This is a genomic window from Pseudarthrobacter kochi (genome assembly GCF_055412805.1).
In genome coordinates, this window is record NZ_JBVAYV010000002.1 from 135,766 (window position 1) to 158,280 (window position 22,515).

The 22,515-nt window shown below is 66.7% G+C and carries 22 protein-coding genes and 1 riboswitch; of the genes, 8 read left to right on the forward strand and 14 right to left on the reverse strand.

Features of this window, described 5'->3' with window-relative positions:
- Positions 1-280: 280 nt before the first annotated feature.
- Entirely contained in the window at positions 281-1,480 is a 1,200-nt protein-coding gene (locus tag ACZY0Y_RS01805; RefSeq protein WP_463882755.1) for an amidohydrolase, read from the reverse strand.
- A gap of 65 nt (positions 1,481-1,545) precedes the next feature.
- Positions 1,546-2,703 (reverse strand): mannose-1-phosphate guanylyltransferase, encoded by a 1,158-nt coding sequence (locus ACZY0Y_RS01810; RefSeq protein WP_463882758.1) that lies wholly within the window; start codon positions 2,701-2,703, stop codon positions 1,546-1,548.
- 303 nt (positions 2,704-3,006) lie between these two features.
- Here ACZY0Y_RS01810 and sdhC point away from each other — a divergent pair, with 303 nt between their 5' ends.
- From sdhC to ACZY0Y_RS01835, 5 genes are all read left to right on the forward strand, one after another.
- Positions 3,007-3,387: a succinate dehydrogenase, cytochrome b556 subunit gene (sdhC, locus tag ACZY0Y_RS01815; protein WP_084507261.1), complete on the forward strand. Its 381-nt coding sequence runs from the start codon at positions 3,007-3,009 to the stop codon at positions 3,385-3,387.
- A 2-nt stretch (positions 3,388-3,389) separates the two neighbouring features.
- A complete protein-coding gene (locus ACZY0Y_RS01820; protein ID WP_024365821.1) occupies positions 3,390-3,875 on the forward strand; it encodes a succinate dehydrogenase hydrophobic membrane anchor subunit in 486 nt (161 codons plus the stop codon).
- 125 nt (positions 3,876-4,000) lie between these two features.
- Entirely contained in the window at positions 4,001-5,800 is a 1,800-nt protein-coding gene (gene sdhA, locus ACZY0Y_RS01825; protein WP_463956573.1) for a succinate dehydrogenase flavoprotein subunit, read from the forward strand.
- 1 nt (position 5,801) lies between these two features.
- A complete protein-coding gene (locus tag ACZY0Y_RS01830; protein WP_024365819.1) occupies positions 5,802-6,584 on the forward strand; it encodes a succinate dehydrogenase iron-sulfur subunit in 783 nt (260 codons plus the stop codon).
- A gap of 103 nt (positions 6,585-6,687) precedes the next feature.
- On the forward strand, positions 6,688-7,458 hold the full coding sequence (locus ACZY0Y_RS01835; RefSeq protein WP_463882762.1) for an alpha/beta hydrolase family protein: 771 nt from the start codon (positions 6,688-6,690) through the stop codon (positions 7,456-7,458).
- Here the strand turns inward: ACZY0Y_RS01835 and ACZY0Y_RS01840 are convergent.
- The 10 genes from ACZY0Y_RS01840 to glyA all read right to left on the reverse strand — a co-directional run bounded on the left by ACZY0Y_RS01840 (position 7,415) and on the right by glyA (position 16,887).
- A complete protein-coding gene (locus ACZY0Y_RS01840) occupies positions 7,415-8,419 on the reverse strand; it encodes a YihY/virulence factor BrkB family protein (RefSeq protein WP_463882881.1) in 1,005 nt (334 codons plus the stop codon). The two genes, ACZY0Y_RS01835 and ACZY0Y_RS01840, sit on opposite strands and share 44 nt — an antisense overlap.
- Positions 8,420-8,525: 106 nt before the next feature.
- Positions 8,526-9,191, reverse strand: a complete 666-nt coding sequence (locus ACZY0Y_RS01845) for a 2'-5' RNA ligase family protein (RefSeq protein WP_463882765.1) — start codon at positions 9,189-9,191, stop codon at positions 8,526-8,528.
- A gap of 4 nt (positions 9,192-9,195) precedes the next feature.
- Entirely contained in the window at positions 9,196-10,239 is a 1,044-nt protein-coding gene (gene trpS / locus ACZY0Y_RS01850) for a tryptophan--tRNA ligase (protein ID WP_463956574.1), read from the reverse strand.
- 20 nt (positions 10,240-10,259) lie between these two features.
- Positions 10,260-11,093, reverse strand: a complete 834-nt coding sequence (locus tag ACZY0Y_RS01855; RefSeq protein WP_463882768.1) for an exodeoxyribonuclease III — start codon at positions 11,091-11,093, stop codon at positions 10,260-10,262.
- Between the two features lie 10 nt (positions 11,094-11,103).
- On the reverse strand, positions 11,104-11,670 hold the full coding sequence (locus ACZY0Y_RS01860) for a hypothetical protein (protein ID WP_463882770.1): 567 nt from the start codon (positions 11,668-11,670) through the stop codon (positions 11,104-11,106).
- A 160-nt stretch (positions 11,671-11,830) separates the two neighbouring features.
- Positions 11,831-12,664 carry an ABC transporter permease gene (locus tag ACZY0Y_RS01865; protein ID WP_463956575.1) on the reverse strand — a complete coding sequence of 278 codons (834 nt, stop codon included), beginning with the start codon at positions 12,662-12,664 and terminating at the stop codon, positions 11,831-11,833.
- Positions 12,661-13,512 (reverse strand): ABC transporter permease, encoded by an 852-nt coding sequence (locus ACZY0Y_RS01870; RefSeq protein WP_463882772.1) that lies wholly within the window; start codon positions 13,510-13,512, stop codon positions 12,661-12,663. Before ACZY0Y_RS01870 ends, ACZY0Y_RS01865 begins: the two co-directional genes overlap by 4 nt.
- On the reverse strand, positions 13,505-14,452 hold the full coding sequence (locus tag ACZY0Y_RS01875; protein WP_202129212.1) for an ABC transporter ATP-binding protein: 948 nt from the start codon (positions 14,450-14,452) through the stop codon (positions 13,505-13,507). The genes ACZY0Y_RS01870 and ACZY0Y_RS01875 overlap by 8 nt, the downstream gene beginning before the upstream one ends.
- 197 nt (positions 14,453-14,649) lie before the next feature.
- Positions 14,650-15,582: a bifunctional methylenetetrahydrofolate dehydrogenase/methenyltetrahydrofolate cyclohydrolase gene (locus tag ACZY0Y_RS01880; protein WP_463956576.1), complete on the reverse strand. Its 933-nt coding sequence runs from the start codon at positions 15,580-15,582 to the stop codon at positions 14,650-14,652.
- A 3-nt stretch (positions 15,583-15,585) separates the two neighbouring features.
- Positions 15,586-16,887, reverse strand: coding sequence for a serine hydroxymethyltransferase (gene glyA / locus ACZY0Y_RS01885; RefSeq protein ID WP_463956577.1), 1,302 nt, complete (start codon positions 16,885-16,887; stop codon positions 15,586-15,588).
- Between the two features lie 170 nt (positions 16,888-17,057).
- A riboswitch (ZMP/ZTP riboswitch) is annotated at positions 17,058-17,143 on the reverse strand.
- 61 nt (positions 17,144-17,204) lie between these two features.
- On the opposite strand from glyA, the gene purU reads away from it, so the two are divergent.
- The 3 genes from purU to ACZY0Y_RS01900 all read left to right on the forward strand — a co-directional run bounded on the left by purU (position 17,205) and on the right by ACZY0Y_RS01900 (position 19,178).
- On the forward strand, positions 17,205-18,065 hold the full coding sequence (gene purU / locus ACZY0Y_RS01890) for a formyltetrahydrofolate deformylase (RefSeq protein WP_463956578.1): 861 nt from the start codon (positions 17,205-17,207) through the stop codon (positions 18,063-18,065).
- Between the two features lie 41 nt (positions 18,066-18,106).
- Positions 18,107-18,556 (forward strand): class I SAM-dependent methyltransferase, encoded by a 450-nt coding sequence (locus ACZY0Y_RS01895; protein ID WP_463956580.1) that lies wholly within the window; start codon positions 18,107-18,109, stop codon positions 18,554-18,556.
- A gap of 103 nt (positions 18,557-18,659) precedes the next feature.
- The gene (locus ACZY0Y_RS01900; RefSeq protein WP_463882786.1) at positions 18,660-19,178 is read left to right on the forward strand and encodes a gamma carbonic anhydrase family protein; all 519 of its coding nucleotides are present in this window, start codon (positions 18,660-18,662) and stop codon (positions 19,176-19,178) included.
- A 4-nt stretch (positions 19,179-19,182) separates the two neighbouring features.
- Here the strand turns inward: ACZY0Y_RS01900 and ACZY0Y_RS01905 are convergent, their stop codons facing one another.
- Together ACZY0Y_RS01905 and ACZY0Y_RS01910 are read right to left on the reverse strand one after the other, a co-directional pair.
- Positions 19,183-20,886, reverse strand: coding sequence for a flavin monoamine oxidase family protein (locus ACZY0Y_RS01905; RefSeq protein WP_463956581.1), 1,704 nt, complete (start codon positions 20,884-20,886; stop codon positions 19,183-19,185).
- Positions 20,883-22,424 carry an amino acid permease gene (locus tag ACZY0Y_RS01910; RefSeq protein ID WP_463956582.1) on the reverse strand — a complete coding sequence of 514 codons (1,542 nt, stop codon included), beginning with the start codon at positions 22,422-22,424 and terminating at the stop codon, positions 20,883-20,885. Before ACZY0Y_RS01910 ends, ACZY0Y_RS01905 begins: the two co-directional genes overlap by 4 nt.
- Between the last annotated feature and the right edge of the window lie 91 nt (positions 22,425-22,515).

Sequence of the window (22,515 nt, forward strand, 5' to 3'; positions counted from 1 at the left end):
TTAAATTGTGCACAACTCAAAACGGCCGGACCGTACCGCCGAGGTCAGAGTTCGCGCCCATGGAGTACCCAACGATGGGCGCGAAGTCTCACCTCGACGGCCGCACGGGCAGTTGGGTGTGGAACGCCGCCAACGTGAGCAGACCGCCGCCGAACCTTCCCCAGCGGAGCGACAGGCCGCCCCCCTCGCCGAGGTGAGAGTTCGCGCCCATGGAGTACCCAACGATGGGCGCGAAGTCTCACCTCGACGGCCGCAGCGAGCGGCCGGAGGGTTTGTTGCGCTAGAGGTCGCGGAGGGTGCGCAGTGCTGCGGCGGTGAGGACCTGGATGCCCAGGCCGAGGGCGCGTTCGTCCAGGATGTAGTCGCCGCGGTGCAGGTCGTACTCCTCGCCGCCGGGGGTCTTGGTGCCGAGGCGCATCATGGCGCCGGGGAGGTCGGCCAGGAACCAGGCGAAGTCCTCCCCGCCCATGGACTGGGGGGTCAGGACGACGGCGCCTTCGCCGATCTCGGCGCGCGCCGCTGCCTCGATCAGGGCGGTCTCATGTTCGGAGTTCACCACGGGAGGCACGCCGCGGGTGTGCTCCAGGTGGACGTCGACGCCGTACGGTGCCGCGATCTGCTGGATGACCTGGTCGAGGATTTCACCGGCGCTGTGCCAGGCGTCGCGGTCCAGGCAGCGCATGGTGCCGGCCATGTAGCCGCTGGCCGGGATTGCGTTGGGCGCGGAGCCGGCGGAAATGTGGCCCCAGACCACGGATACGCCGCTGCGGACGTCAACGCGGCGGGAGAGCACGGCCGGAACGCTGACCGCGATCTGCGCCAGGGCAAAGACGAGCTCTTCGGTCAGGTGCGGGCGAGAGGTGTGGCCGCCGCGGCCGGTCAGTTCGATCTTGATCGTGTCCGAGGCGGAGGTGATGGCGCCGATCCGGGTGCCGATTTTGCCCACCTCGATCCGGGGATCGCAGTGCAGCGCGAAGATCCGGGGAACGCCCTCGAGGACACCCTGCTCGATGCAGCTCTGGGCCCCGCCGGGCATGGTCTCCTCGGCCGGCTGGAAGATGATCCGCACGGTACCGCGCAGCGGCGACTCCTCGTGCATCCGCTGCAGGACCAGGGCCGCGCCGAGCATGGTGGCGGTATGGACGTCGTGGCCGCAGGCGTGGGTGACGCCGTGGTTCTTCGACGCGAACGGAAGGCCCGTCTCCTCGATGATGGGCAGGGCGTCAATGTCGCCGCGGAGGGCGGTGGCGATCGGGCCCTCCCCGATGTCCACCGTCAGGCCCGTCCCTGCGAGGCGCCGGGGCTTGAGGCCCGCTTCCTCGAGTCGCTTTGCGAGCTTGTCCGTGGTGCGGAACTCCTTGAAGGAGAGCTCCGGGTGCGCATGCAAGTCCCGGCGGAAGGCAATCAGCTCCGGCAGGAGAGGCTCGAGCCACGGCCCCACCAGTGTGGTGGGCTCAGCTTCAGTAGAGTAGTTACGCACGGAATAACTCTAGCGAGCGAACAATTAATAGCGTCATCGGGTACGGCGCGTTACGGCCCGGCCAACTAGAGGACGTCGGTGTCGCCACTGGCCTTCAGGGCGTCCACGGCCTGCTTCACGCGCTGCGAGTGTTCCTTGTGCATCACGAGCAAGGCGTCAGGGGTATCCACCACCACCACGTCCTTGATCCCGATCAGCGCGATCACACGCTTGGTATCGGAGACCACCACACCGCTGGCATCCTCCGTGAAGACACGGGCACCCTCACCGATCACGGTGACGTCCTTGACTTCCTTGGCGCTGTTGAGCCGGCCCACCGAGGCAAAGTCCCCGACGTCGTCCCAGCGGAAGGTACCGGGTACGACGGCGACGTCGCCGGCGGCGGCGGCAGGTTCGGCCACAGCGTAGTCAATCGCAATCTTGGGCAGGGTGGGCCACACGCGGGCCTTGACCTCGTCGCGCTGAGGGGTGTCCCAGGCCTTGGCGATTTCCTGCACACCGGCGAAGAGCTCGGGCTGGTTGGCTTCGAGGTGCTTGAGCATCAGCGCGACCGGGGCCACGAACATGCCGGCATTCCAGACGTATTCGCCGCTGTCGAGGTACTCCTGGGCGACCTCTTCGCTGGGCTTCTCCACAAACTCGACGACGGCCTGGGCGCTGGGCGCCCCGTCCACGCCGAGGTTCTTTCCGGCCCGGATGTAGCCGAAGCCGGTGGAGGCGTGGGTGGGCTTGATGCCGATCGTGACGATCTTGCCGGCCGCAGCCGCGTGGATGGCCTCCCTGACGGCCTCGTGGAACAGCTCGTCGGGGCTGATCACCTGGTCTGCGGCGAAGGAGCCCATGATGGTGTCAGGATCGCGCTCGTGCAGGATGGCGGCGGCCAAACCGATGGCGGCGCCGGAGTCTTTGGGCTCGCTCTCGAGCACGAGGTCGGCGTCGTCAATCTCGGGGAGCTGGCGGCAGACCGCGTCCCGGTGGGCCATTCCGGTCACCACGAGCATGTGCTTGCCGGCGAGCGGCTCGAGCCGGTCGTAGGTGGACCTCAGGAGGGTACTGCCCGAGCCCGTGAGGTCGTGGAGGAACTTGGGGGCTGCTGCTCGCGACAGGGGCCAGAGGCGGGTCCCCACTCCGCCTGCCGGAATCACCGCAATAAATCGGCTCAGGGCCGAGCCCTGCGCCGAACCCTGCAGCGTGTCCTGGCTTGTCACTTTGTCTGTAGTCATCACCGCTACTTTAGCCGAAGGTGCCGTGCCGGCCCTGGATGCCGTGTCGGAGGGGCACGGCACAGCCCTCCCGGACTCCCATCGTTAAGCAACGGCGGCGCCCCCGCGCAGTCCAGCGAATGTGGTGTTCGTCTCAAAAGGAATCGAAAAGCCTGCCGGGCGTCGTCACCAACGGGTGGCTGAATTGAATATGCTGTGAGCGAAGCCTAGATTTAGTCTTGAGTTTATGAGTGCTCTCGCAGCAGGCGTTCCCCCCGCGTGGATCCCATGCCAGCGCCGCTGTGTTGCAGGGAGGTTTATTCAGTGCCGACAAAACCAGCTGGCACCTTGTACCGCGGCCGTGAAGGCATGTGGTCCTGGGTTGGACACCGCATTACCGGTGTAGTGATCTTTTTCTTCTTGTTGGTCCATGTGCTGGACACCTCACTGGTGCGTGTGTCCCCCGAGGCCTACACCGCCGTGATTGGTGCCTACAAGAACCCCCTGATGGCCCTGGGTGAAACGGGCCTTGTTGCAGCGATTGTGTTCCACGCCTTCAACGGCCTGCGGATCATCGCCGTCGACTTCTGGAAGAAGGGTGCGAAGTACCAGCGCCAGATGCTGTGGACGGTGCTCATTCTTTGGGTAGTCGTCATGGTGGGCTTCTCCATCCGCCACCTTTCCCTCGCCCTTGGAGGTCACTAGCCATGAGTGCAACTGAAATTCAGAGCCCACGCAGTGCCGCAAAGATCGGCAGCAACCGCATTGCGCCGCAGTACCGCCGCCACGGTGGTTCCAAGGGGAACTTCGAAATGCTCGCATGGCTCTTCATGCGGCTTTCCGGTGTGGTCCTCGTTGTCCTGATCTTCGGGCACCTGGCCGTCAACCTGCTGGTGGGCGAGGGCATCCACGCCATCGACTTCGGCTTTGTGGCCGGCAAGTGGGCCGACCCGTTCTGGCAGATCTGGGACCTCGCCATGCTGTGGCTGGCCATGCTGCACGGCACCAACGGTGTGCGCACCATCATCAACGATTACGCCGAGAAGGACGCGACCCGCCTGTGGCTGAAGATCGTGCTGTACGCGGCCACCACCGCCATCATCATCCTCGGCACGATGGTCATCTTCACCTTTGACCCGTGCCCCGTGGTCAACGGTGTCCAGCTGCCCGGCGGCTTCTGCCCCGCGCCGTAGCGGCGCAGCCCCAGCGGCACCCGAACATTGCCTGCCAGTGCAGGCACGGGATTTCCACGAGGTTTCACCGGGCCTGCTCCGCCGGCCGGTGTTGTTAGCGAATTTTGAGAGAAAGAGCGTCTGGTATGCAGGTCCATAAGTACGACGTCGTCATCGTCGGTGCCGGTGGCGCCGGGATGCGCGCGGCGATCGAATCAGGTCAGCGCGCCAAAACAGCAGTACTGACCAAGCTGTACCCCACCCGCTCCCACACCGGCGCGGCGCAGGGCGGCATGTGCGCAGCCCTGGCCAACGTCGAAGAGGACAACTGGGAGTGGCACACCTTCGACACCATCAAGGGCGGCGACTACCTGGTTGACCAGGACGCCGCCGAGGTCATGGCGAAGGAAGCGATCGACGCCGTCCTGGACCTGGAAAAGATGGGCCTGCCGTTCAACCGCACGCCCGAAGGCCGGATTGACCAGCGTCGCTTCGGCGGCCACACCCGCGACCACGGCAAGGCCCCGGTCCGCCGTGCGTGCTACGCCGCCGACCGCACCGGCCACATGATCCTGCAGACCCTGTACCAAAACTGCGTCAAGCACAACGTTGAGTTCTACAACGAGTACTACGTCCTTGACCTGCTCACGGTCGAGGAGGACGCTGTCCGCGAGGACGGCACGCCGTACAAGCAGAAGCGAGTTGCCGGCGTCGTGTCCTATGACCTCGCCTCCGGCGAGCTGCACGTCTTCCAGGCCAAGTCCGTGGTGTTCGCCTCCGGCGGCGCGGGCAAGGTCTTCAAGACCACGTCCAACGCCCACACCCTGACCGGTGACGGCATGGGCATCGCGTTCCGCCGCGGTATCCCCCTGGAGGACATGGAATTCTTCCAGTTCCACCCGACAGGCCTCGCCGGCCTGGGCATCCTGCTCTCCGAGGCCGCCCGCGGCGAAGGCGCGATCCTGCGAAACTCCGAGGGTGAACGCTTCATGGAGCGCTACGCCCCCACCATCAAGGACCTCGCCCCCCGCGACATTGTGGCCCGCTCCATGGCCAACGAGGTCAGGGAGGGACGCGGCTGCGGCCCGAACAAGGACTACGTCCTGCTGGACCTGACGCACCTTGAGCCGGCACACATCGACGCCAAGCTGCCGGACATCACCGAGTTCGCCCGCACCTACCTGGGTGTCGAGCCGTACACGGAGCCGGTGCCGGTCTTCCCGACGGCGCACTACGCCATGGGCGGCATCCCCACCAACATCAGCGCCGAGGTGCTCCAGGACAACGACACCGTGGTCCCGGGACTCTACGCCGCCGGTGAGGTTGCCTGCGTCTCCGTGCACGGCTCCAACCGCCTGGGCACCAACTCGCTCCTGGACATCAACGTCTTCGGCAAGCGCGCCGGCATCGCCGCCGCGGAGTACGCCAAGACCGCCGAGTTCGTGGATCTCCCGGTTGACCCGGAGGCCTACACCCTGGACCTCCTGAACCACGTCCGCACCTCTGACGGCACCGAGAAGGTCGCTGCGATCCGCAAGGAACTGCAGGACACGATGGATGCCAACATGCAGGTGTTCCGCACCGCCGACACGCTGAACCAGGTCCTGACGGACATCGCGTCCTTCGAGGAGCGGTACCAGCGCATCAGCGTCCAGGACAAGGGCAAGCGCTTTAACCTGGATCTGCTCGAGGCCGTGGAGCTGGGCTTCCTGCTGGAGCTCGCCAAGGTCATGACGGTGGCGGCCCTGCACCGCGAGGAATCCCGTGGCGGCCACTTCCGCGAGGACTTCCCCGAGCGCGACGACGAAAAATTCATGAAGCACTCCATGGCGTACAAGGATGAGCATGCTCCGGCGGATGGTTCCGCGGAGGCCATTGCGGGCATCCGGCTGGCCACCAAACCGGTGGTCTTTACGCGTTACGAGCCGATGGTGAGGAAGTACTAAGATGACCGCTGAACTTGCTGAGCCAGCCTCCAAGATCGAACTGCCCGCCCACATCGGGGGCGGCGGGGACATCCCCTCCTTCGACGTCCACCTGCGGGTGCGCCGCTACAACCCCGAGGTCTCCGACGAGTCCACCTGGGACGACTTCCACGTGACCATGTACGGCACCGACCGTGTCCTTGACGCCCTGCACAAGATCAAGTGGGAAATCGACGGCAGCGTCTCCTTCCGCCGTTCCTGTGCGCACGGTGTCTGCGGTTCCGATGCCATGCGCATCAACGGCCGCAACCGACTCGCCTGCAAGACCCTGCTGAAGGACCTGGACACGTCCAAGCCCATCACGGTCGAGCCGATCAAGGGCCTGCCGGTGGAGAAGGACCTGATCGTGGACATGGAACCGTTCTTCCAGTCCTTCCGCGAAGTCATGCCATTCCTGATCAACCGCGGCCACGAGCCCACCAAGGAACGCCTGCAGTCGGCCGAAGACCGCGAGCGGTTCGACGACACCACCAAGTGCATCCTCTGCGCCGCGTGCACGTCGTCCTGCCCGGTGTTCTGGACCGACGGCCAGTACTTCGGCCCGGCGGCCATCGTGAACGCGCACCGCTTCATCTTCGATTCCCGTGATGATGCCGGCGACATGCGCCTGGAGATCCTCAACGACAAGGAAGGCGTGTGGCGCTGCCGCACTACCTTCAACTGCACCGAGGCATGCCCGCGCGGCATCCAGGTCACGCAGGCCATCGCTGAGGTCAAGCAGGCCATTCTGTCCCGCAAGATCTAGCAACTGGTTCGCCAGAACTTAGACAACAGCACGACGACGGCGCCTCCCACCTTCCCGGTGGGGGCGCCGTTGTCGTCGTCGGCCCCCTTATCGAAAGGTCCACGTGTCCCGCTCCGAAAAAGTCTCCTTCCAGGGTTCCACCGGGGAAGTCCTCTCCGGCATCGTCGATGTCCCCGAGGGGCCGGTGAAAGGCTGGGGCGTCTTCTCGCACGGCTTCACGCTGGGCAAGGACAGCCCCTCGGCCTCGCGGATCTGCAAGGCTCTGGCGGACAACGGGGTGGGCATGCTCCGCTTCGACAACCTGGGCCTGGGCGAATCGGCCGGGCTGTGGTCGGAGGGCTCCTTCAGCCACAAGGTGGCGGACACCGTGAAGGCGGCCGACTTCATGCGTGACTCGGGCCGGCCGGTTTCCCTGCTCGTGGGTCATTCCTTTGGCGGGGCCGCGGTGCTGGCGGCCGCACGGGAGATCCCGGAGCTCGACGCCGTGGCAACCGTGGGCGCCCCGTTCTCACCCCAACACGTGGCCCACGTCTTTGACGCCGCGCTGGACCGGATCCTGAGCGAGGGAAGCGCCGAGGTGGACCTGGGCGGCAAGCGGTTGGAGATCCGCCGGCATTTCGTGGAGGACCTGGAACACGCGGACCTGACGGACTGCATCCGGCAGCTGCACAAACCGCTGCTGGTGCTGCACTCCCCCACTGACAACACCGTGGGCATCGAGAACGCCAGCACCATCTTCCAGACCGCACGCCATCCGCGCAGCTTCGTCTCGCTGGAGGGCTCCGACCACCTCCTGACCGGCAAGGGCCAGGCGGCGCGCGCCGCGAAGATTATTTCAGCCTGGGCCGACCAGTACCTCGACGCCACCGCATAGCCACGGCCGGGCGGTGGCCCTCGCCGGACTCCACGGGCGTCTTGCCCGGCTGGACCCGGCGGGCGCCCCACCCGGTCTTTTTGGTGGCCGGCTGCAGGCTGAGGTCCCGCTCCCGGACCGCCACCCACGCGGCGCAGACCACGTACACCTGGCTGACCAGGTTGAACCAGATCAGCAGGCCGATGATGATGGCGAAGGGCGCCAGGATGGGGTTTTTCCCCGCACTGGCCAGCAGCTGGGTGCTGAAGATCTGCAGCACGGTGGTGCCCACCGCGGCGAGGAGGGTCCCTTCCAGGAGTGAGCGCCGGGCCAGCTTCAGCCCTGCGGCCACCCGGAACATGATCAGGGCGGTCCCCCAGGCGAGGAACAGCGGCACCAGGATCGTCACGGCGGCCGTCAGGGGCCCGGCGAGCAGCGGATCGAGGCTCAGCTGTCCGGCCACCCAGTCCGCCGCCGTCCCGAAGACCAGCGAGGCTGCCGAGCTGATCACCAGGGCGACTCCGAGCAGAAGGAGGGTTCCGGCGTCGCGCAGGATCTGCAGGACCGGGTTCATCCCCCGCGGGCCGAGCTGCATCATGCCCCGCACACCGTCGCGGATGCCGCTCATCCACCCCAGCGCGGTGAACACCGTCACCACGGCAGCGATCACGGCGGTCCAGCCGAGGTTGGCAGGGTTCAGCAGCTGGTCGGGATCAACCAGGCCCTCGCCGCCGTCGACCTGCAGGAGGCCGGGCGCCGCGGTGGCGACGCTCTTGATGATCTGGTCCAGCAGCGCGGGCTGTCCGCGCAGGAACAGGCCGGCGAGGGAGAATCCGGTGGCCAGCAGGCCGGTGATGGAAAAGAACATCCTGAAGCCGATGCCGGCGCTCATCAGCGGGCCGTGCTGGAGGTTGTAGTGCTGGAAGGCGCGGAGTGGTCGCAAGGTGTTCAGCCGGGCAAGCAGCCACGGCACCATCGCCATCAGCGACGCCATCCCCCCGCCGCCGGAGCGCCGGACCCTGCCCCAGTCGAGCCTCTTCCGGATGACTTCCAGCTTCAGCCCGGCCAGATCAGTGGGAAGGGGTGGCTTAGCGGGCGCCTGCGGCACCGTCCTCGCCTCGGTCGCTGTCACGTTCGGTCCCAAAGTCAAGCTCTTCCCGTAGCTGCCAAATGCCGTTGTCGTCGTGTTCGTAAAGTCCCATGCTAGCCACCGGGAACGTGGCCCTGTAATCCTTGAGCGCCGTTTCGGCCTCATCGAGGCTTTCCGGCGCGACGTCGTGGGCGACGGTGACGTGCGGGTGGTACGCGAACGGCAGCTCCCGCTCCAGCGGTCCGGTCTGGAGCTGCTGGTGCAGGCTCACGCAGTCGCCGAACCCGTCCTCAACGTTGAGGAAGACCACCGGGGACACCGGCCGGAAGGAACCGGTGCCGGCGATGGTGACGTTGAAAGGCTCCTGCTTGCTTGCGACGTCACGCACGTGGTTCCGCGTCGCGTCCCAGTCCTGGGTCATGGTGGTCGTCACGAGCGTGATGTGGGCAGGGATGACGCCCGCCATGGGGTCGCCGAAGGAGGCGCGCCAGCGCTGGAGTTCCTCGGCGATCTCCACCGGAAATCCCAGGATCACGCCGATGCTGATGCCTTCGCTGCGCTGTCCATTGCCCTCGGCGTCCCGGATCTCTGGAGCCGTGCTGCTGCCGGCGCGCGGGGTGCCGCGTTTCGGCTCGTGAGCGGTGACTTTGCTGACGGAGGACATCGCGCTAGCGGACCCCGGCCAAGCTGAGCGAGGGCAGGAACCCCATGCGCTCGTAGACCCGGGCCAGCGTGACGGAGGCAATTTCGCGGGCACGCTCCGCGCCCTGGGCCAGCAGCCTGTCCAGCTCGGCAGGATCGGCCATCAGTTCGTTGGTGCGGTTCCGCAGCGGCGTGATGAAGTCCACCATCACCTCGGCCAGGTCCGTCTTCAGGTGGCCGTACATCTTGCCCTGGTACTCGGCTTCCAGCTCTGCCACGGGCTTGCCGGTCAGCGTCGAAAAGATGGTCAGCAGGTTGGAGACGCCCGGCTTGCCTTCCGGGTCGAAGCGGATCTCCGTACCGGCATCCGTCACGGCGGACTTGATGCGCTTGGCGGCGACTTTGGGATCCTCGAGCAGCTGGATGGATCCGTTGGGCGACTCGCCGGTCTTGGACATCTTGGCTGCGGGGTTCTGGAGGTCGTAGATCTTCGCGCTGGCCTTGAGGATGGTCGCCTCGGGCACCGTGAAGGTCTCCCCGAAGCGGGTGTTGAAGCGCTGCGCCAGGTTGCGCGTCAGCTCCAGGTGCTGGCGCTGGTCCTCGCCCACCGGCACCAGATCCGTCTGGTAGAGCAGGATGTCGGCGGCCATCAGGGTCGGATACGCGAAGAGGCCCAGGGTCGCGGCCTCCGCTCCGGACTTCTGGGTCTTGTCCTTGAACTGTGTCATGCGGGATGCTTCGCCGAACCCCGTGATGCAGTTCAGCGCCCACGCCAGCTGTGCATGTTCAGGAACATGCGACTGCACGAAGAAGATGGATTTGTCCGGATCAATCCCGGCCGCAATGTACTGGGCGGCCACGACGCGCGTTCGCTTGGCCAGTTCGGAAGGCTCGAAGTCGACGGTAATGGCGTGCAGGTCGGGGATGAAGAACACTGCGTCGTACTCGGACTGCATGTCCACCCAGTTGCGGACGGCACCGATGTAGTTGCCCAGGTGCAGGGAATCCGCGGTGGGCTTGGCACCGGAGAGGATGCGTTTCTTGGGTGCAGCGGCGGTTGAACTAGTCATCTTGATAAAAACCTTCGGACTTAGAGCCGGTAGTCCACTACCAGCGGGGCGTGGTCGGAGAAGCGGGTGTCCCAGGACGGTGCCCTGTCGACAACGGCTGACACTGCGGCAGCAGCGAGAGCGGGCGTGGCCATGTGGTAATCAATGCGCCAGCCTGTGTCGTTGTCGAAGGCCTGTCCCCGTTGCGACCACCAAGTGTAGGGGCCGTCGACGTTGCCCGCCAGGCCCCTGTGAACATCCTTCCAGCCGATGTCCTCGCCGAAGAAACGGTCGAAGTACGCCCGCTCCTCGGGAAGGAAGCCGGCACGTTTGACGTTGCCCTTCCAGTTCCTGATGTCCAGCTCCGTGTGGCCAACGTTGAGGTCGCCCACCACGAGGGCGTGGTCGCTGTGTTTGGCCAGCTCGGGGAGCCGGTTGGCCATCACGTCGAGGAAACGGAATTTGTCGTCCTGTTTCGGGGTGCCCGCCTCGCCGGAGTGGACGTAGGCGCTGGCAACGGTCAGCTGTGAGGCCTCGCCCTTCGCGTTGCGGACGGAGTAGTCGGCTTCGACCCAGCGGCCCGTCGTGGCGAAGTAGTCGTCGCCGATGCCAGTCCGGGTCTGCAGGGGTTCGGTGCGGGACGCGATGGCAACGCCGGCGCGGCCTTTGGCTTCGGCTTCCGCGTGCAGGACGTACCAGCCCTCGCCGAGCAGCTCGTGGACGATCGCGTCAGGCGCGCGGACCTCCTGCAGGCAGAGAATGTCCACTTCGCGCGGCTCAAGCCACCCGGCCATGCCCTTCTTATACGCGGCGCGGAGTCCATTGACGTTCACTGTTGCGATGCGAAGGTTGTCCTTCTTCAATGCCGATATCACCCGATCCACTCTAGTCGACAATGGTTCCGGAGACGGGTTCGTCCGTGCCGCCGGAGGACTTGATCATGTCCCGGGCGTTGGTGGCGGTGATCTCGATGGTTTCGAGCGCCCGGCGGATCGTGTCCTGGTCCGAGGCTGCGCCTTTCGCCCGTTCCTGCTCGACGACGCGGACCTGCACCTGCACGATCTTGAACGAGTGGTCGAGTTTCAGGTCCCGCACTTCGTCGGTTTCGCGGCGGACCTCCACCAGCCGGGTGCTGCCATGGTCAACACTGCCCGACGACGGCGACCGGCCGGCCGCCGCGTTGAAGGCGTTCTGCGCTTCCGTGATCTTGGCTCCGGCCTTCTTGGCTGCCTTCTGGATGCTGAAGACCACGAAGGAGGCCAGGGCGAGCCAGAAGCCGGCGATGATCGCCACGATCCAGCCGACGACGTCGTTCTGGTTCGCAGCAAAGATGACCGCGACGACGAACGCGATGATGAACACCATCATCCCGGGACCGCTGATGCGGAACATGGAGAATTTGGCGCCGTTCGTGGACGGCTTGGAAGACGCGGGGTTGCCCAGAGGTTGCATGAGCCTATTATCGCAAACCCCCGCAGCACCCCGGGCCGCTTCCACCCCGGGCGAACGTGCGCCTGCGTACCCGGCCGCCGTCGGTCCATCCCAACTAGCTGGCAGCAGGGGCCGTTTTGAGCGCTCATAACGGCCCCTGCTGCCAGTTAGTTTGGGTCGGCTATTTGAGGAACAGCCGGCGCAGCCGTCCGGTGGTCAGCAGCAGGCCGAAGGCGATCATCACAAGGTAGTAGCCGATGTGGACCGCTGTTGCCGGGGTGAAGGCTCCCACGCTGATCTGCCGGAGCAGTTCCACGCCGTGCCACAGCGGCATCGCCTGGATGAGCCACTGGATGTACTGCGGGTAGACGCTGAGCGGGTAGAAGGTGGCGCTGAACAGGAACATCGGCAACATGACGAAGTTGATCCAGTCCATCTGCTGGAACGTCTTCATGAAGCTTGTGATGCCCATCCCGAAGCTCGCGAAGCCGAAGGCGATCAGGACTGCGGCCGGGACCATGAGGATGGCCCACGGCGTCGTGATCAGCCCCATGAGGCCCATGACGGCGGTGAACCCGGTGGCGTACATCAGGCCGCGCAGCAGGGCCAGGAAGATCTCCCCCATGGCGACGTCCAGCGGGCCCAGCGAGGTGTAGAGCATGCCCTGGTACAGCTTGGCGAAGTTCATTTTGAAGAAGACGTTCCACGTGGAGTCGTAGACGGCACCGTTCATCGCGGACACGGCCAGCAGCGCCGGCGCGATGTAGGCGGCATAGGAGATCTCCCCGCCGCCGGGCCCCTGCACCGAGCCGACGATCGGCCCCAGGCCCACTCCCATGGCAATCAGGTACAGCACGGGCTCGAAGAAGCCGGAGAGCATGACCATCCAGTTGCTGCTCTTGGTGGCCATCAGCCCGCGGGCGACGACGGCCCGGACGTTCCGGGAGTATAGGGGCCCGAACTTCCGGTTGCGTGCGGCCTCGGTGGCGCTGTGGCTGGTGGTGACGGCGCTCATCCGGCCATCCTCCTGATGAACTGGCGTTTTGTCAGGACCCAGCCGAGCACCGTGAGGGCCAGCAGGAAGACGACGTGCGCGATGGTCAGCAACGGGGCCTCCGGGTAGCCGTAGCTGAAGACCCGGCCCAGTTCGGTGCCGTGCCAGATCGGTGAGATCCAGCCGATCCAGCGCACGGCGAGGGGCAGCGAGTCCAGCGGGAAGAAGGTGCCGGAAAACAGGAACAGCGGCATCACGATAAACCGCATGACCATGGCGAACTGGCCTTTGTCCTGCTTGATCGAGGCCGCGTAGGCCATCAGCGGCAATCCAAAAGCCAAACCCGCGAGGGTGGCTACCAGGATCGAGACCCAGCCCCAGCCGCTCGGGGACGCCCCGAACAGCGCGACGACGGCGAAGTAGATCGCGGACTGCAGCAGGAAACGCACAGTGACGGCGATGATCTGTCCGAGGGCAATCTGCTCCGGCGTCAACGGCGAGGCGTGCGGCCCGTAGAAGACGCGGCGCCACTTGAAACCGTCCATAATCGGGAAGGTCAATTCGCTGGCGGCCGTCATGACCGCGGCCGAGACCAGCAGGGCCGGAGCAATGAAGACCAAGTAGCTGACGCCGCCGAAGATTGGCGTGCTGCTGGTGTCTACGAGGCTTGCGAGCCCCACGCCCATGGCGAAGAGGTAGGCGACCGGCTGCCCGACGCCGTACATGACGATGGTCCAGCCGTAGCTCTTCATCACCCGGAGGACGTGCTCGGCGAAGTAGAGCGAGCCCCAGCGCCGGGCGCGGGCGGCCGAGACCTCCGGCGAGTGGGCGCGCAGTCCGGGGGCCGGCGTCGTCTCCGACCTACTCAACGAGGCTCCTGCCGGTCAGGCGCAGGAAAACATCCTCAAGCGAGGACCGGCGCACCAGCGACGTCACCGGCCGCAGCCCGCGGGCGGAGACCTCTTCGAGGGCGGCCTCGCCGTCGTGGGCGTAGATCAGGACGCGGTCCGGCAGGGTTTCGAGCCGTTCGCCGATGCCTTCGAGTTCGGCACCGATGGTGGCGTTGCGTTCCGAGCCGAAGCGCAGTTCCAGGACCTCGCGGGTCGAGTATTCGCGGATCAGGCTTGCGGGCGAGCCTTCGGCCATGATCCTGCCCTTGTCCACCACGATCAGGCGGTCGCAGAGCTGCTCGGCCTCGTCCATATAGTGGGTCGTGAGGATCAGGGTGACGCCCTGCTCCTTGAGCCGGAACAGCCGGTCCCAGAGGATGTGCCGCGCCTGCGGGTCCAGCCCGGTGGTGGGTTCATCCAGGAGCAGGATCCGGGGTTCGTTGATGAGGGAGCGCGCGATCGTCAGCCGGCGCTTCATGCCGCCGGAGAGCGCATCCACCTTGGACTTGGCCTTGTCGGTGAGCTGGGCGAACTCGAGCAGTTCATCGGCTTTGGGCTTGAGGTAGCTCATCGGCAGGCCGAAGTAGCGGCCGTAGACCAGGAGGTTGTCCCGGACCTTGAGTTCCTCGTCGAGGTTGTCCTGCTGCGGGACGACGCCCAGGTGCGCACGCACCTCCGGACCGTTCTGGTCCGGGTCCAGGCCCATGATGCTCAGGCTCCCGGAGGTCCGCTGGGACACCCCGCCGATCATCTTCATGGTGGTGGACTTGCCCGCACCGTTGGGGCCGAGCAGGCCGAAGGCCTCGCCGGCGGGCACGGAGAAGGAGATACCGTCGACGGCGACCACATCGCCGTAGCGCTTCGTCAGGTTTTCGGCCGTGATCACATACTGCGGCGGGCCGGATTCGGCGGGGCTCACGCGGGCTTCCTTGGGTGAGGATTCTTTCGAGTCGAGTTCAGGCACCCGACTCACGGTAGTGGAAACCGCCGAACTATGAAAGAGTCTTTTCGTAAAAAATCCAGACGTTTGCCATTCGTTATGCCGGCACCCGCGCCGGCGGCTTAAACGCCGCAGGGCGCCGCCTCCGGGAGGAGGGGCGCCCTGCGTGTGCAGGCTCAGTCGCGGGCCGGCGCGTCCGCCTCCGCCAGGTGGCGTTCCGCGGTTTCCACCACGTTGGCCAGCAGCATGGCGCGGGTCATCGGGCCCACTCCCCCGGGGTTCGGGGACAGCCAGGCGGCGACGTCGGCCGCCGCCGGCTCGACGTCCCCGGTGACCACGGCCTTTCCGGAGCCGTCATCGACCCGGCTCACGCCGACGTCGAGCACGATGGCGCCCGGCTTGAGGTCCGCCGCCTTGATCATGTGCGGCTGGCCGGCGGCGGCAATCACGACGTCGGCCTGCCGGAGTTCGGCGGGCAGGTCCACGGTGCCGGTGTGGGCCAGGATAACAGTGGCGTTGACGTCCTTGCGGGTGAGCAGCAGCCCCACCGGGCGGCCGATCGTGACGCCTCGGCCCACCACGAGCACGCGCTTGCCGCTGAGGCTGATGCCGTGCCGGGTGAGCAGCTCCACGCAGCCTTTGGGGGTGCACGGCAGCGGGGACCTCATGGGGCCGCTGACGTTGGCCACAAGCCGGCCGAGGTTCATCGGGTGCAGGCCGTCGGCATCCTTGTCCGGGTCCATGGCCTCCAGGATGACGTCCTGGTCGATGTGCCTGGGCAGCGGGAGCTGGACGATGTAGCCGGTGCATTCCGGGTTCCCGTTGAGCTCCCGGACCACGGCCAGGAGCTCCTCCTGGGTGGTTTCCGCCGGCAGGTCACGCCGGATGGACGTGATGCCCACTTCGGCGCAGTCCTTGTGCTTGCCGCCGACGTACCAGGTGCTGCCAGGGTCGGAACCCACCAGGATGGTGCCCAGTCCGGGCACGATCCCCCGGGTCTTGAGCGCGGCTACGCGTTCGGTCAGTTCGGCCTTGATGGTGGCGGCTGTGGCTTTGCCGTCGAGGATCTGTGCCCGTTCAGCTGTTTGTGCAGTCTCTGCAGAAGTCATGGCCTACCACTGCTCGTGCTGCGGGTACAGCGGGAAGTCGGCGGCGAGCTTGTCCACGCGGGACTGGAGCGCCTCGATGTCGGTGACGGAGCCGGACTTCAGGGCGGTGGCGATGATCTCGGCGACCTCCGTGAACTCCCCGGCGCCGAAGCCGCGGGTGGCCAGGGCCGGGGTGCCGATGCGCAGGCCGGAGGTGACCATCGGCGGGCGCGGGTCGAACGGCACGGCGTTGCGGTTGACCGTGATGCCTACCGAGTGCAGGAGGTCTTCCGCCTGCTGGCCGTCGAGCTGGGAGTTCCGCAGGTCCACCAGGACCAGGTGCACGTCGGTGCCGCCGGTGAGGACGGAGACGCCGGCATCGGACACATCGGCCTGGTTCAGGCGGTCGGCGATGATCCGGGCGCCTTCCAGGACGCGCTCCTGGCGCTCCTTGAATTCCTCCGTGCCGGCAATCTTGAACGCGACGGCCTTGGCGGCGATGACGTGCATGAGCGGTCCGCCCTGCTGGCCCGGGAAGACATTGGAGTTGATCTTTTTGGCCCACTCCTTCTTGGCCAGGATCACGCCGGAGCGGGGGCCGGCGAGGGTCTTGTGCACAGTGGAGGTGACGACGTCGGAGTACGGGACCGGGCTCGGGTGCAGGCCGGCGGCCACAAGGCCGGCGAAGTGCGCCATGTCGGTCCAGAGCAGCGCCCCGACCTCATCGGCGATCGAGCGGAAGGCCTCGAAGTCCAGGTGCCGCGGGTAGGCGGACCAGCCGGCGATGATGACCTGGGGCTTCTCGGCGATGGCCTGCTCGCGGAGCTTGTCCATGTCGATGCGGAAGTTGTCTTCCTCGACCTGGTACGCGGCAACCTGGTAGAGCTTGCCGGAGAAGTTGAGCTTCATGCCGTGCGTCAGGTGGCCGCCGTGGGCCAGGGACAGGCCGAGGATTTTGTCCCCCGGGGTGATCATGGCCGAGAGCGCCGCGGCGTTGGCCTGGGCGCCGGAGTGCGGCTGGACGTTGGCGTATTCGGCGCCGAAGAGCTCCTTGACCCGGTCGATCGCGAGCTGCTCGGCGATGTCGACGTATTCGCAGCCGCCGTAGTAGCGGCGGCCCGGGTAACCCTCGGCGTACTTGTTGGTCAGTACCGAACCCTGGGCTTCCATCACGGCGCGCGGGGCGAAGTTCTCGGAGGCGATCATCTCCAGGGTGCCGCGCTGGCGGCCAAGCTCCTGGGCGAGGACTGCGGCGATTTCGGGGTCAAGTTCGGCCAGTGGCTGGTTGCTCACGGCGGCGGAAGAAAGGCTAAGAGAGGTGGTCACGGGGGAACTCCTGGCTAGGCAACGGGCACTGCTTAAGGTCAGGTTACCGGCTGGCCCGCGGCGGCGCCCCTAGATTACGGCCCCGGAAGAGCAGGCGTGCCAAGGGACCGGCGCCCGTTGAGGGTGCCGACGGCGGGCCGGCAGCAAGGCGCTGCCAACCGGAAAACATGACCCTCGGCCCAGGCGTACGATCCGTGGTCTTCGTGAGTGCCGCTCCCTGGTGGTTAACCACCCAACGCCAGTTGCGACCGTTCCAGAATACCCCAGGCCGGCGGCCCGGACCGAGCCCCTGAGTGACCGCGGGTAGGCTGTCTTCCGTGACTGATGACCAGCGGACTGCTTCCTATATCCTGACCCTCTCCTGCCCGGACCGCCCCGGGATCGTGCACGCCGTCGCGGGCGCCCTGCTCGTTGCGGGCTGCAACATCACCGACTCGCAGCAGTACGGCAGCCAGGGCACCGGCACCTTCTTCATGCGCGTGGAGGCCACGACGGCGAACTCCCAGCTGGAGCTTCAGGCCGCCCTGGAGCCCGTGGCCCAGGCCTTCGGGATGCAGTGGAGCCTCAACCCGGCCGGCCGGAAGATCCGGACCCTGTTGATGGCCAGCACGTCCGCGCACTGCCTCAACGACCTGCTGTTCCTGCAGCGATCCGGCACCCTGCCCATCGAGATCCCGGCCATCGTGTCCAACCACCGGGACCTGGCGGGCCTGGCCGAGTTCTACGGCATCCCCTTCCACCACATCCCGGTCACCCCGGACACCAAGGCCCAGGCCGAAGACCAGCTGCGGGCGCTGATGGCCGAGCACGATATCGAGCTCACGGTCCTGGCCCGCTACATGCAGATCATCTCCGACGAGCTGTGCCAGCACCTGACCGGCAAGGCCATCAACATCCACCACTCCTTCCTGCCGTCCTTCAAGGGCGCCAAGCCCTACCACCAGGCTCACGCCCGCGGCGTGAAGCTCATCGGCGCCACCGCCCACTATGTGACGGCCGCCCTGGACGAGGGTCCGATCATCGAGCAGGAGGTCATCCGGGTGGACCACCGGCGCACTGCCGAGCAGTTCGTCCAGATGGGCCGCGACGTCGAGGGCCGCACCCTGGCCCAGGCCGTGCAGTGGCATGCCGAGCACCGGGTCCTGCTGGACGGGAACCGCACGGTTGTTTTCAGCTGACCACGGTTGTTTTCAGCTGAGGGCGGTCATTGAATAGGGGTATGGCACTTTCCCCGGAAGACCCGCTGACCGAGTTCGTCGCCCTGCTCAAGGCTGAGGGCCGCAAGGGTGTGCTCGGCCTGGACTGCGGCCGGGGCACGGACGGGCTGCGTTTTGTCCAGTCCGGCATCCATTTCACCGGCGTGGACCGGTCCGAGGAGAACATCCACGCGGCACGGGCCCGGGGCCTGGAAGCCTCGGTTGCGGCGGCCGGGGCCCTGCCCTTTGCCGACTCGGCGTTCCCGTCGGTGTGGGCGGTGGACGCACTGGCGGGACTGCCGCCGGAGGAATGGGACGACGTCGTCCGGGAGCTGGGGCGCGTCGCGGCACCCGGCGCGCCGATCGCCGTCGTCCTCCCCGAACCCGACGTCCCCGAACCCGAACCCGACCTCCCCAAACAAGTCCTTTCCGAAGAGCGCGCCGGCGTCACGGTGCTCCGCTCCCCCGCCTGACCCCTCTTTCCCGTTGAGCTATCAGTTGGGGCTGTTATCCGGCCCCCATAAGGACCACAACTGATAGCGCAACGCGGCGGGAGACGTGTCCTAGGCTGGAGGCATGGCTCCCATTTACGCTTTCGCCGGCGACACCCCGGCTGTCCACGAATCCGCCTTCATCGCACCGAGCGCCTCGGTGATCGGCAAGGCAACGCTCGCCGAGAACTCCAGTGCCTTCTACGGCGTCTCCGTCCGGGCCGACACCGCCGCGATCACCGTCGGCGCCGGCACCAACCTGCAGGACAACGTGGTGCTGCACGCGGACCCGGGCTTCCCCTGCACCGTGGGCGCCCGGGTCAGCGTCGGCCACAGCGCCGTCGTGCACGGCTGCACGGTGGAGGACGACTGCCTGATCGGCATGAGCGCCACCATCCTCAACGGCGCCGTGATCGGCGCCGGCTCGCTCATCGCCGCCGGCGCGGTGGTCCTGGAAGGCACCGTCATCCCGCCCCGCTCGCTGGTGGCCGGGGTTCCCGCCAAGGTCCGCCGCGAACTGAGCGACGAGGAGTTCGCCGGCGTCCAGCAGAACGCCGCGCACTACCAGGACCTGGCCCGCGCCCACCGCGAACTGCACGGCTGAGGGCCTAGTCCAGGGAGATCGGGCCCAGCTCGTCCAGCACGTCGCCCGGGCCCGGGTTCCCGGTGGCCGATGACCCGCCAAGGTGGTTGACGACCCCCCAGACCGCGTTCAGCCCGGTGGTAACCGCGCCTTCGGCCCATCCCGCGGTGAAGGATACGTCGTCGCCGGCCAGGAAGATGCCGCGCTGCCGGCCGGGGAGCTTGTCCTGCTTGAAGTGGCTGAAGAGCCGCTGCTGGTAGCGGTAGTGCCCCGGCAGGTTGGCCTTGAAGGCCCCCATGAAGTTGGGGTCCGCCTCCCACGAGACGGTGATGGGCTGGCCGACGATGTGGCTGGCGATGTCCACGTCCGGGTAGATCTGCGCGAGCGAGTGCAGCATAAGCTCCACCCGCTGGTCCGCGTCCAGGGCCAGCCATTTCAGCGCGTCGTCATTCCATGTGTAGGACAGCAGGATCACCGCCGGCCTGTCCGGACCATTGTCCAGGAGGTAGGTGGCCCGGTTCAGCCGGTCCGTCAGCGTCATGGACATGACCTCGCGGCCCGTCCGGGGATCGAGGTCTTTCCAGAAGGGCCGGTCGACCATCACAAAGGTCTTGGACGACTGCATGTAGTGCGAGCGTTCGATCGCTGTCCACAGTTCGGCCGGGAACAAGGTTTCTTCGGTGTGGATCCGCGTCGACAGGAGCCACGACTGGCACGTCGTCACGACGGCGGGATAGGCCGCCTCGCGGCCCCACCGTTCCCGGATGCGGAAGTCGCTGCTGCCGTCCCGGGCGATCCTGTCCACGGCGCCCCGCGGCGCACCGGCGTGCAGCGACGCCAGCGACGTTCCGTCGGGCCAGTGGACCATGCCCGACGGCGCGTGCTGCCAGAGCGCTTCCGGGAGCCGTTGCGCTCCGCCTTCAATGAGCCGATGCGCGTCGTCGGCGTCGGTGTAGACCACACGCAGGATCTCGAGGATGGAGTTGGGGAAGTCCGTGTCCCAGCCGCCCGTACCGAAGCCCACCTGACCGAACGCCTCGCGGTGGGCGAAGCCGGCCTGCCTGAACGAGTCGCTGCCGGCGATGAATCCGTAGAAGGTCTGTTCATCCAGGAGGGGAAGGAGCCCGTTCCACAGTTCCTTGATCCGGGCGGTGTCCCGGGCGCGGATGGCGTCCTGCATCTCGGTGAACTTGGCCCCGTCGTTGACGGCGGCCTTCCATGCCTCCGCGACTTCCCGGAAGAACGGCGGGAGGTCCGCCGGGGTGCGGGCGTAGTATTTCTGCCCGGCAAGCTCGATCACCGTGCTGGAGGTCGCCGCCGCCAGCGGGTTGGGGAACTCCGCGGTCTCCAGCCCGAGCAACCCGACGTAGTGGTAGAACGCCTTGCCCGAGACCGGGAAGCGCATCCCGCCGAGGTCGGCGACCACGCCGGCGGCGGACGGGAAGCTTGCGGTCCGCAGCCGGCCACCGATCTGGTCCGCCTCGTAAATGACCGGGCGCAGGCCCAGTTTCATCAGCTCGTAGGCCGCAACCAGCCCGGAGAGCCCGGCACCGACGACGGCGACCTCCGTCCCGTACAGTTCGGGCGGTACCGCCCCGAGGCCGTCGGGGTGGGCCAGGTAATGGTCGTAGCTGAACGGGAAGTCCGGATTCAGCATGGTGATGGGCGCCCCGGCGCCGGAGTCCGGCGTCGTCGGTCCGGGGGCCGGGAGTTCTGTGGCGGTTGTCATGAGTGGTGTGCCTTCATCGGTTCGGGGCTCGGGGTGGTGTCGGAGGGGGCTGCGGCGGATAGTTCACGGTATTCCTCGTGGCTGAGCGCCGCTACCCGGGAGTTCCTGCGGCCGTAGCCGAAGTAGACGGCCCCGCCCACCAGCATCCACAGCCCGAAGACCACCCACGTGTCGGCGCCAAGGTTGAGCATGAGATAACCGCACATGGCGGCACCGAGAATGGGCGTCAGCGGAAACAGCGGGACGCGGAAGCTGCGCTTGAGTTCCGGCCGGCTGCGCCGCAGGTGGATGACGGCGATGTTGACCAGGGCGAAGGCGAACAGCGTGCCGATGCTGGTGGCGTCGGCCAGCGCGCCGAGCGGGACCAGGCCTGCGGTGAGTGCGACCACACTGCCGACAATCAGGGTCCCGGCAACCGGGGTGCCGGTGCGGGGCGAGACGCGGCCGAAGATCCTGGGGACCATTCCGTCACGTGCCATGGAGAGCAGGATGCGGGTCTGGCCGTAGAGGACCGTCAGCACGATGCTGGCGATGGCCAGCACGGCGCCGACGGCGAACACCAGGGCGATCCAGGGCTGTCCGGTCGTCTCTTCCAGGATTTTCACGAGGGCGGCTTCGGTGCCGTCGAACCAGCCCCACGGGCGCGCACCGATCGCGGCGACGGCGACGAGCACGTAGATGGTGGTGACGATCAGCATCGAGAGCAGGATGGCCCGGGGCAGGTCGCGCTTCGGATTGCGGGCTTCCTCGCCTGCTGTGGAGGCAGCGTCGAATCCGATGTAGGAGAAGAACACCCGGGACGCTGCGGCCGAGACGCCGGCAGCGCCCATCGGCATCAGCGGCTCGAAGTGTGCGGCGTTGAAGGCGGTGAAGGCCACGGCGCAGAAGAACACCAGGATGCCGACCTTGACCAGCACGATGGCGGTGTTGATCCCGGCGCTTTCCTTGGCGCCGCGGACCAGCAGCGCCATGGCCAGGACCACGATCACGACTGCCGGCGCGTTCAGCACGCCGCCGTCTCCGGGGGGCTGCGAAATGGCGTCCGGGAGTTCCAGGCCGAAGACGGCGAGGGCTTCGTTGACGTACTGGCCGGCGCCGACGGCGACGGCGGCCACCGACACGGCATATTCCAGCACCAGGCACCAGCCGCAGATCCAGGCCATGCCTTCGCCCATGGTCGCGTACGTGTAGGAGTAGCTCGATCCCGCTGCGGGCACCAGCCCGGCCATTTCGGCGTAGGAAACAGCGGAGAGCAGCGCAGCGAGGCCGGCGATCGCGAAGGAGATCCAGATGGCCGGTCCGGCCAGCGGCACGGATTCGCCCAGGATCACGAGGATGCCGGTGCCGAGGGTGGCGCCCACACTGATCATCGTCAGCTGCAGCACACCGAAGCTGCGGACCAGCCGCGTGCCGCCGTGGCCCGTTTCGGCTTCGCTGACGAGCTGTCCGATCGGCTTGCGGCGAAGCAGTTGCGCCGTCAGTCCGGGACGGTCCGTGGTGGCCGGTGGCCGTTCCCCAATAAGAGTTGGCACAGTCATCGTTGACGTCCGTTCTTCAGTAGTGGTCTTTTCCCCGCGTCCAGCCTAGGCATGTGAGCCAGCTCTCATGGTTGTGCAAAATGACCTATAG

Excerpts from the sequence above, each read along its gene's own strand:
- trpS (WP_463956574.1), bottom strand. The coding sequence starts at position 10,239 with ATGACTAGTTCAACCGCCGCTGCACCCAAGAAACGCATCCTCTCCGGT.
- sdhA (WP_463956573.1), top strand. The coding sequence starts at position 4,001 with ATGCAGGTCCATAAGTACGACGTCGTCATCGTCGGTGCCGGTGGCGCC.
- ACZY0Y_RS01905 (WP_463956581.1), bottom strand. The coding sequence starts at position 20,886 with ATGACAACCGCCACAGAACTCCCGGCCCCCGGACCGACGACGCCGGAC.
- ACZY0Y_RS01820 (WP_024365821.1), top strand. The coding sequence starts at position 3,390 with ATGAGTGCAACTGAAATTCAGAGCCCACGCAGTGCCGCAAAGATCGGC.
- ACZY0Y_RS01900 (WP_463882786.1), top strand. The coding sequence starts at position 18,660 with ATGGCTCCCATTTACGCTTTCGCCGGCGACACCCCGGCTGTCCACGAA.
- ACZY0Y_RS01910 (WP_463956582.1), bottom strand. The coding sequence starts at position 22,424 with ATGACTGTGCCAACTCTTATTGGGGAACGGCCACCGGCCACCACGGAC.
- ACZY0Y_RS01810 (WP_463882758.1), bottom strand. The coding sequence starts at position 2,703 with ATGACTACAGACAAAGTGACAAGCCAGGACACGCTGCAGGGTTCGGCG.
- ACZY0Y_RS01865 (WP_463956575.1), bottom strand. The coding sequence starts at position 12,664 with ATGAGCGCCGTCACCACCAGCCACAGCGCCACCGAGGCCGCACGCAAC.
- ACZY0Y_RS01895 (WP_463956580.1), top strand. The coding sequence starts at position 18,107 with ATGGCACTTTCCCCGGAAGACCCGCTGACCGAGTTCGTCGCCCTGCTC.
- ACZY0Y_RS01840 (WP_463882881.1), bottom strand. The coding sequence starts at position 8,419 with ATGGCGATGGTGCCGTGGCTGCTTGCCCGGCTGAACACCTTGCGACCA.
- ACZY0Y_RS01830 (WP_024365819.1), top strand. The coding sequence starts at position 5,802 with ATGACCGCTGAACTTGCTGAGCCAGCCTCCAAGATCGAACTGCCCGCC.
- ACZY0Y_RS01845 (WP_463882765.1), bottom strand. The coding sequence starts at position 9,191 with ATGTCCTCCGTCAGCAAAGTCACCGCTCACGAGCCGAAACGCGGCACC.
- ACZY0Y_RS01860 (WP_463882770.1), bottom strand. The coding sequence starts at position 11,670 with ATGCAACCTCTGGGCAACCCCGCGTCTTCCAAGCCGTCCACGAACGGC.
- ACZY0Y_RS01880 (WP_463956576.1), bottom strand. The coding sequence starts at position 15,582 with ATGACTTCTGCAGAGACTGCACAAACAGCTGAACGGGCACAGATCCTC.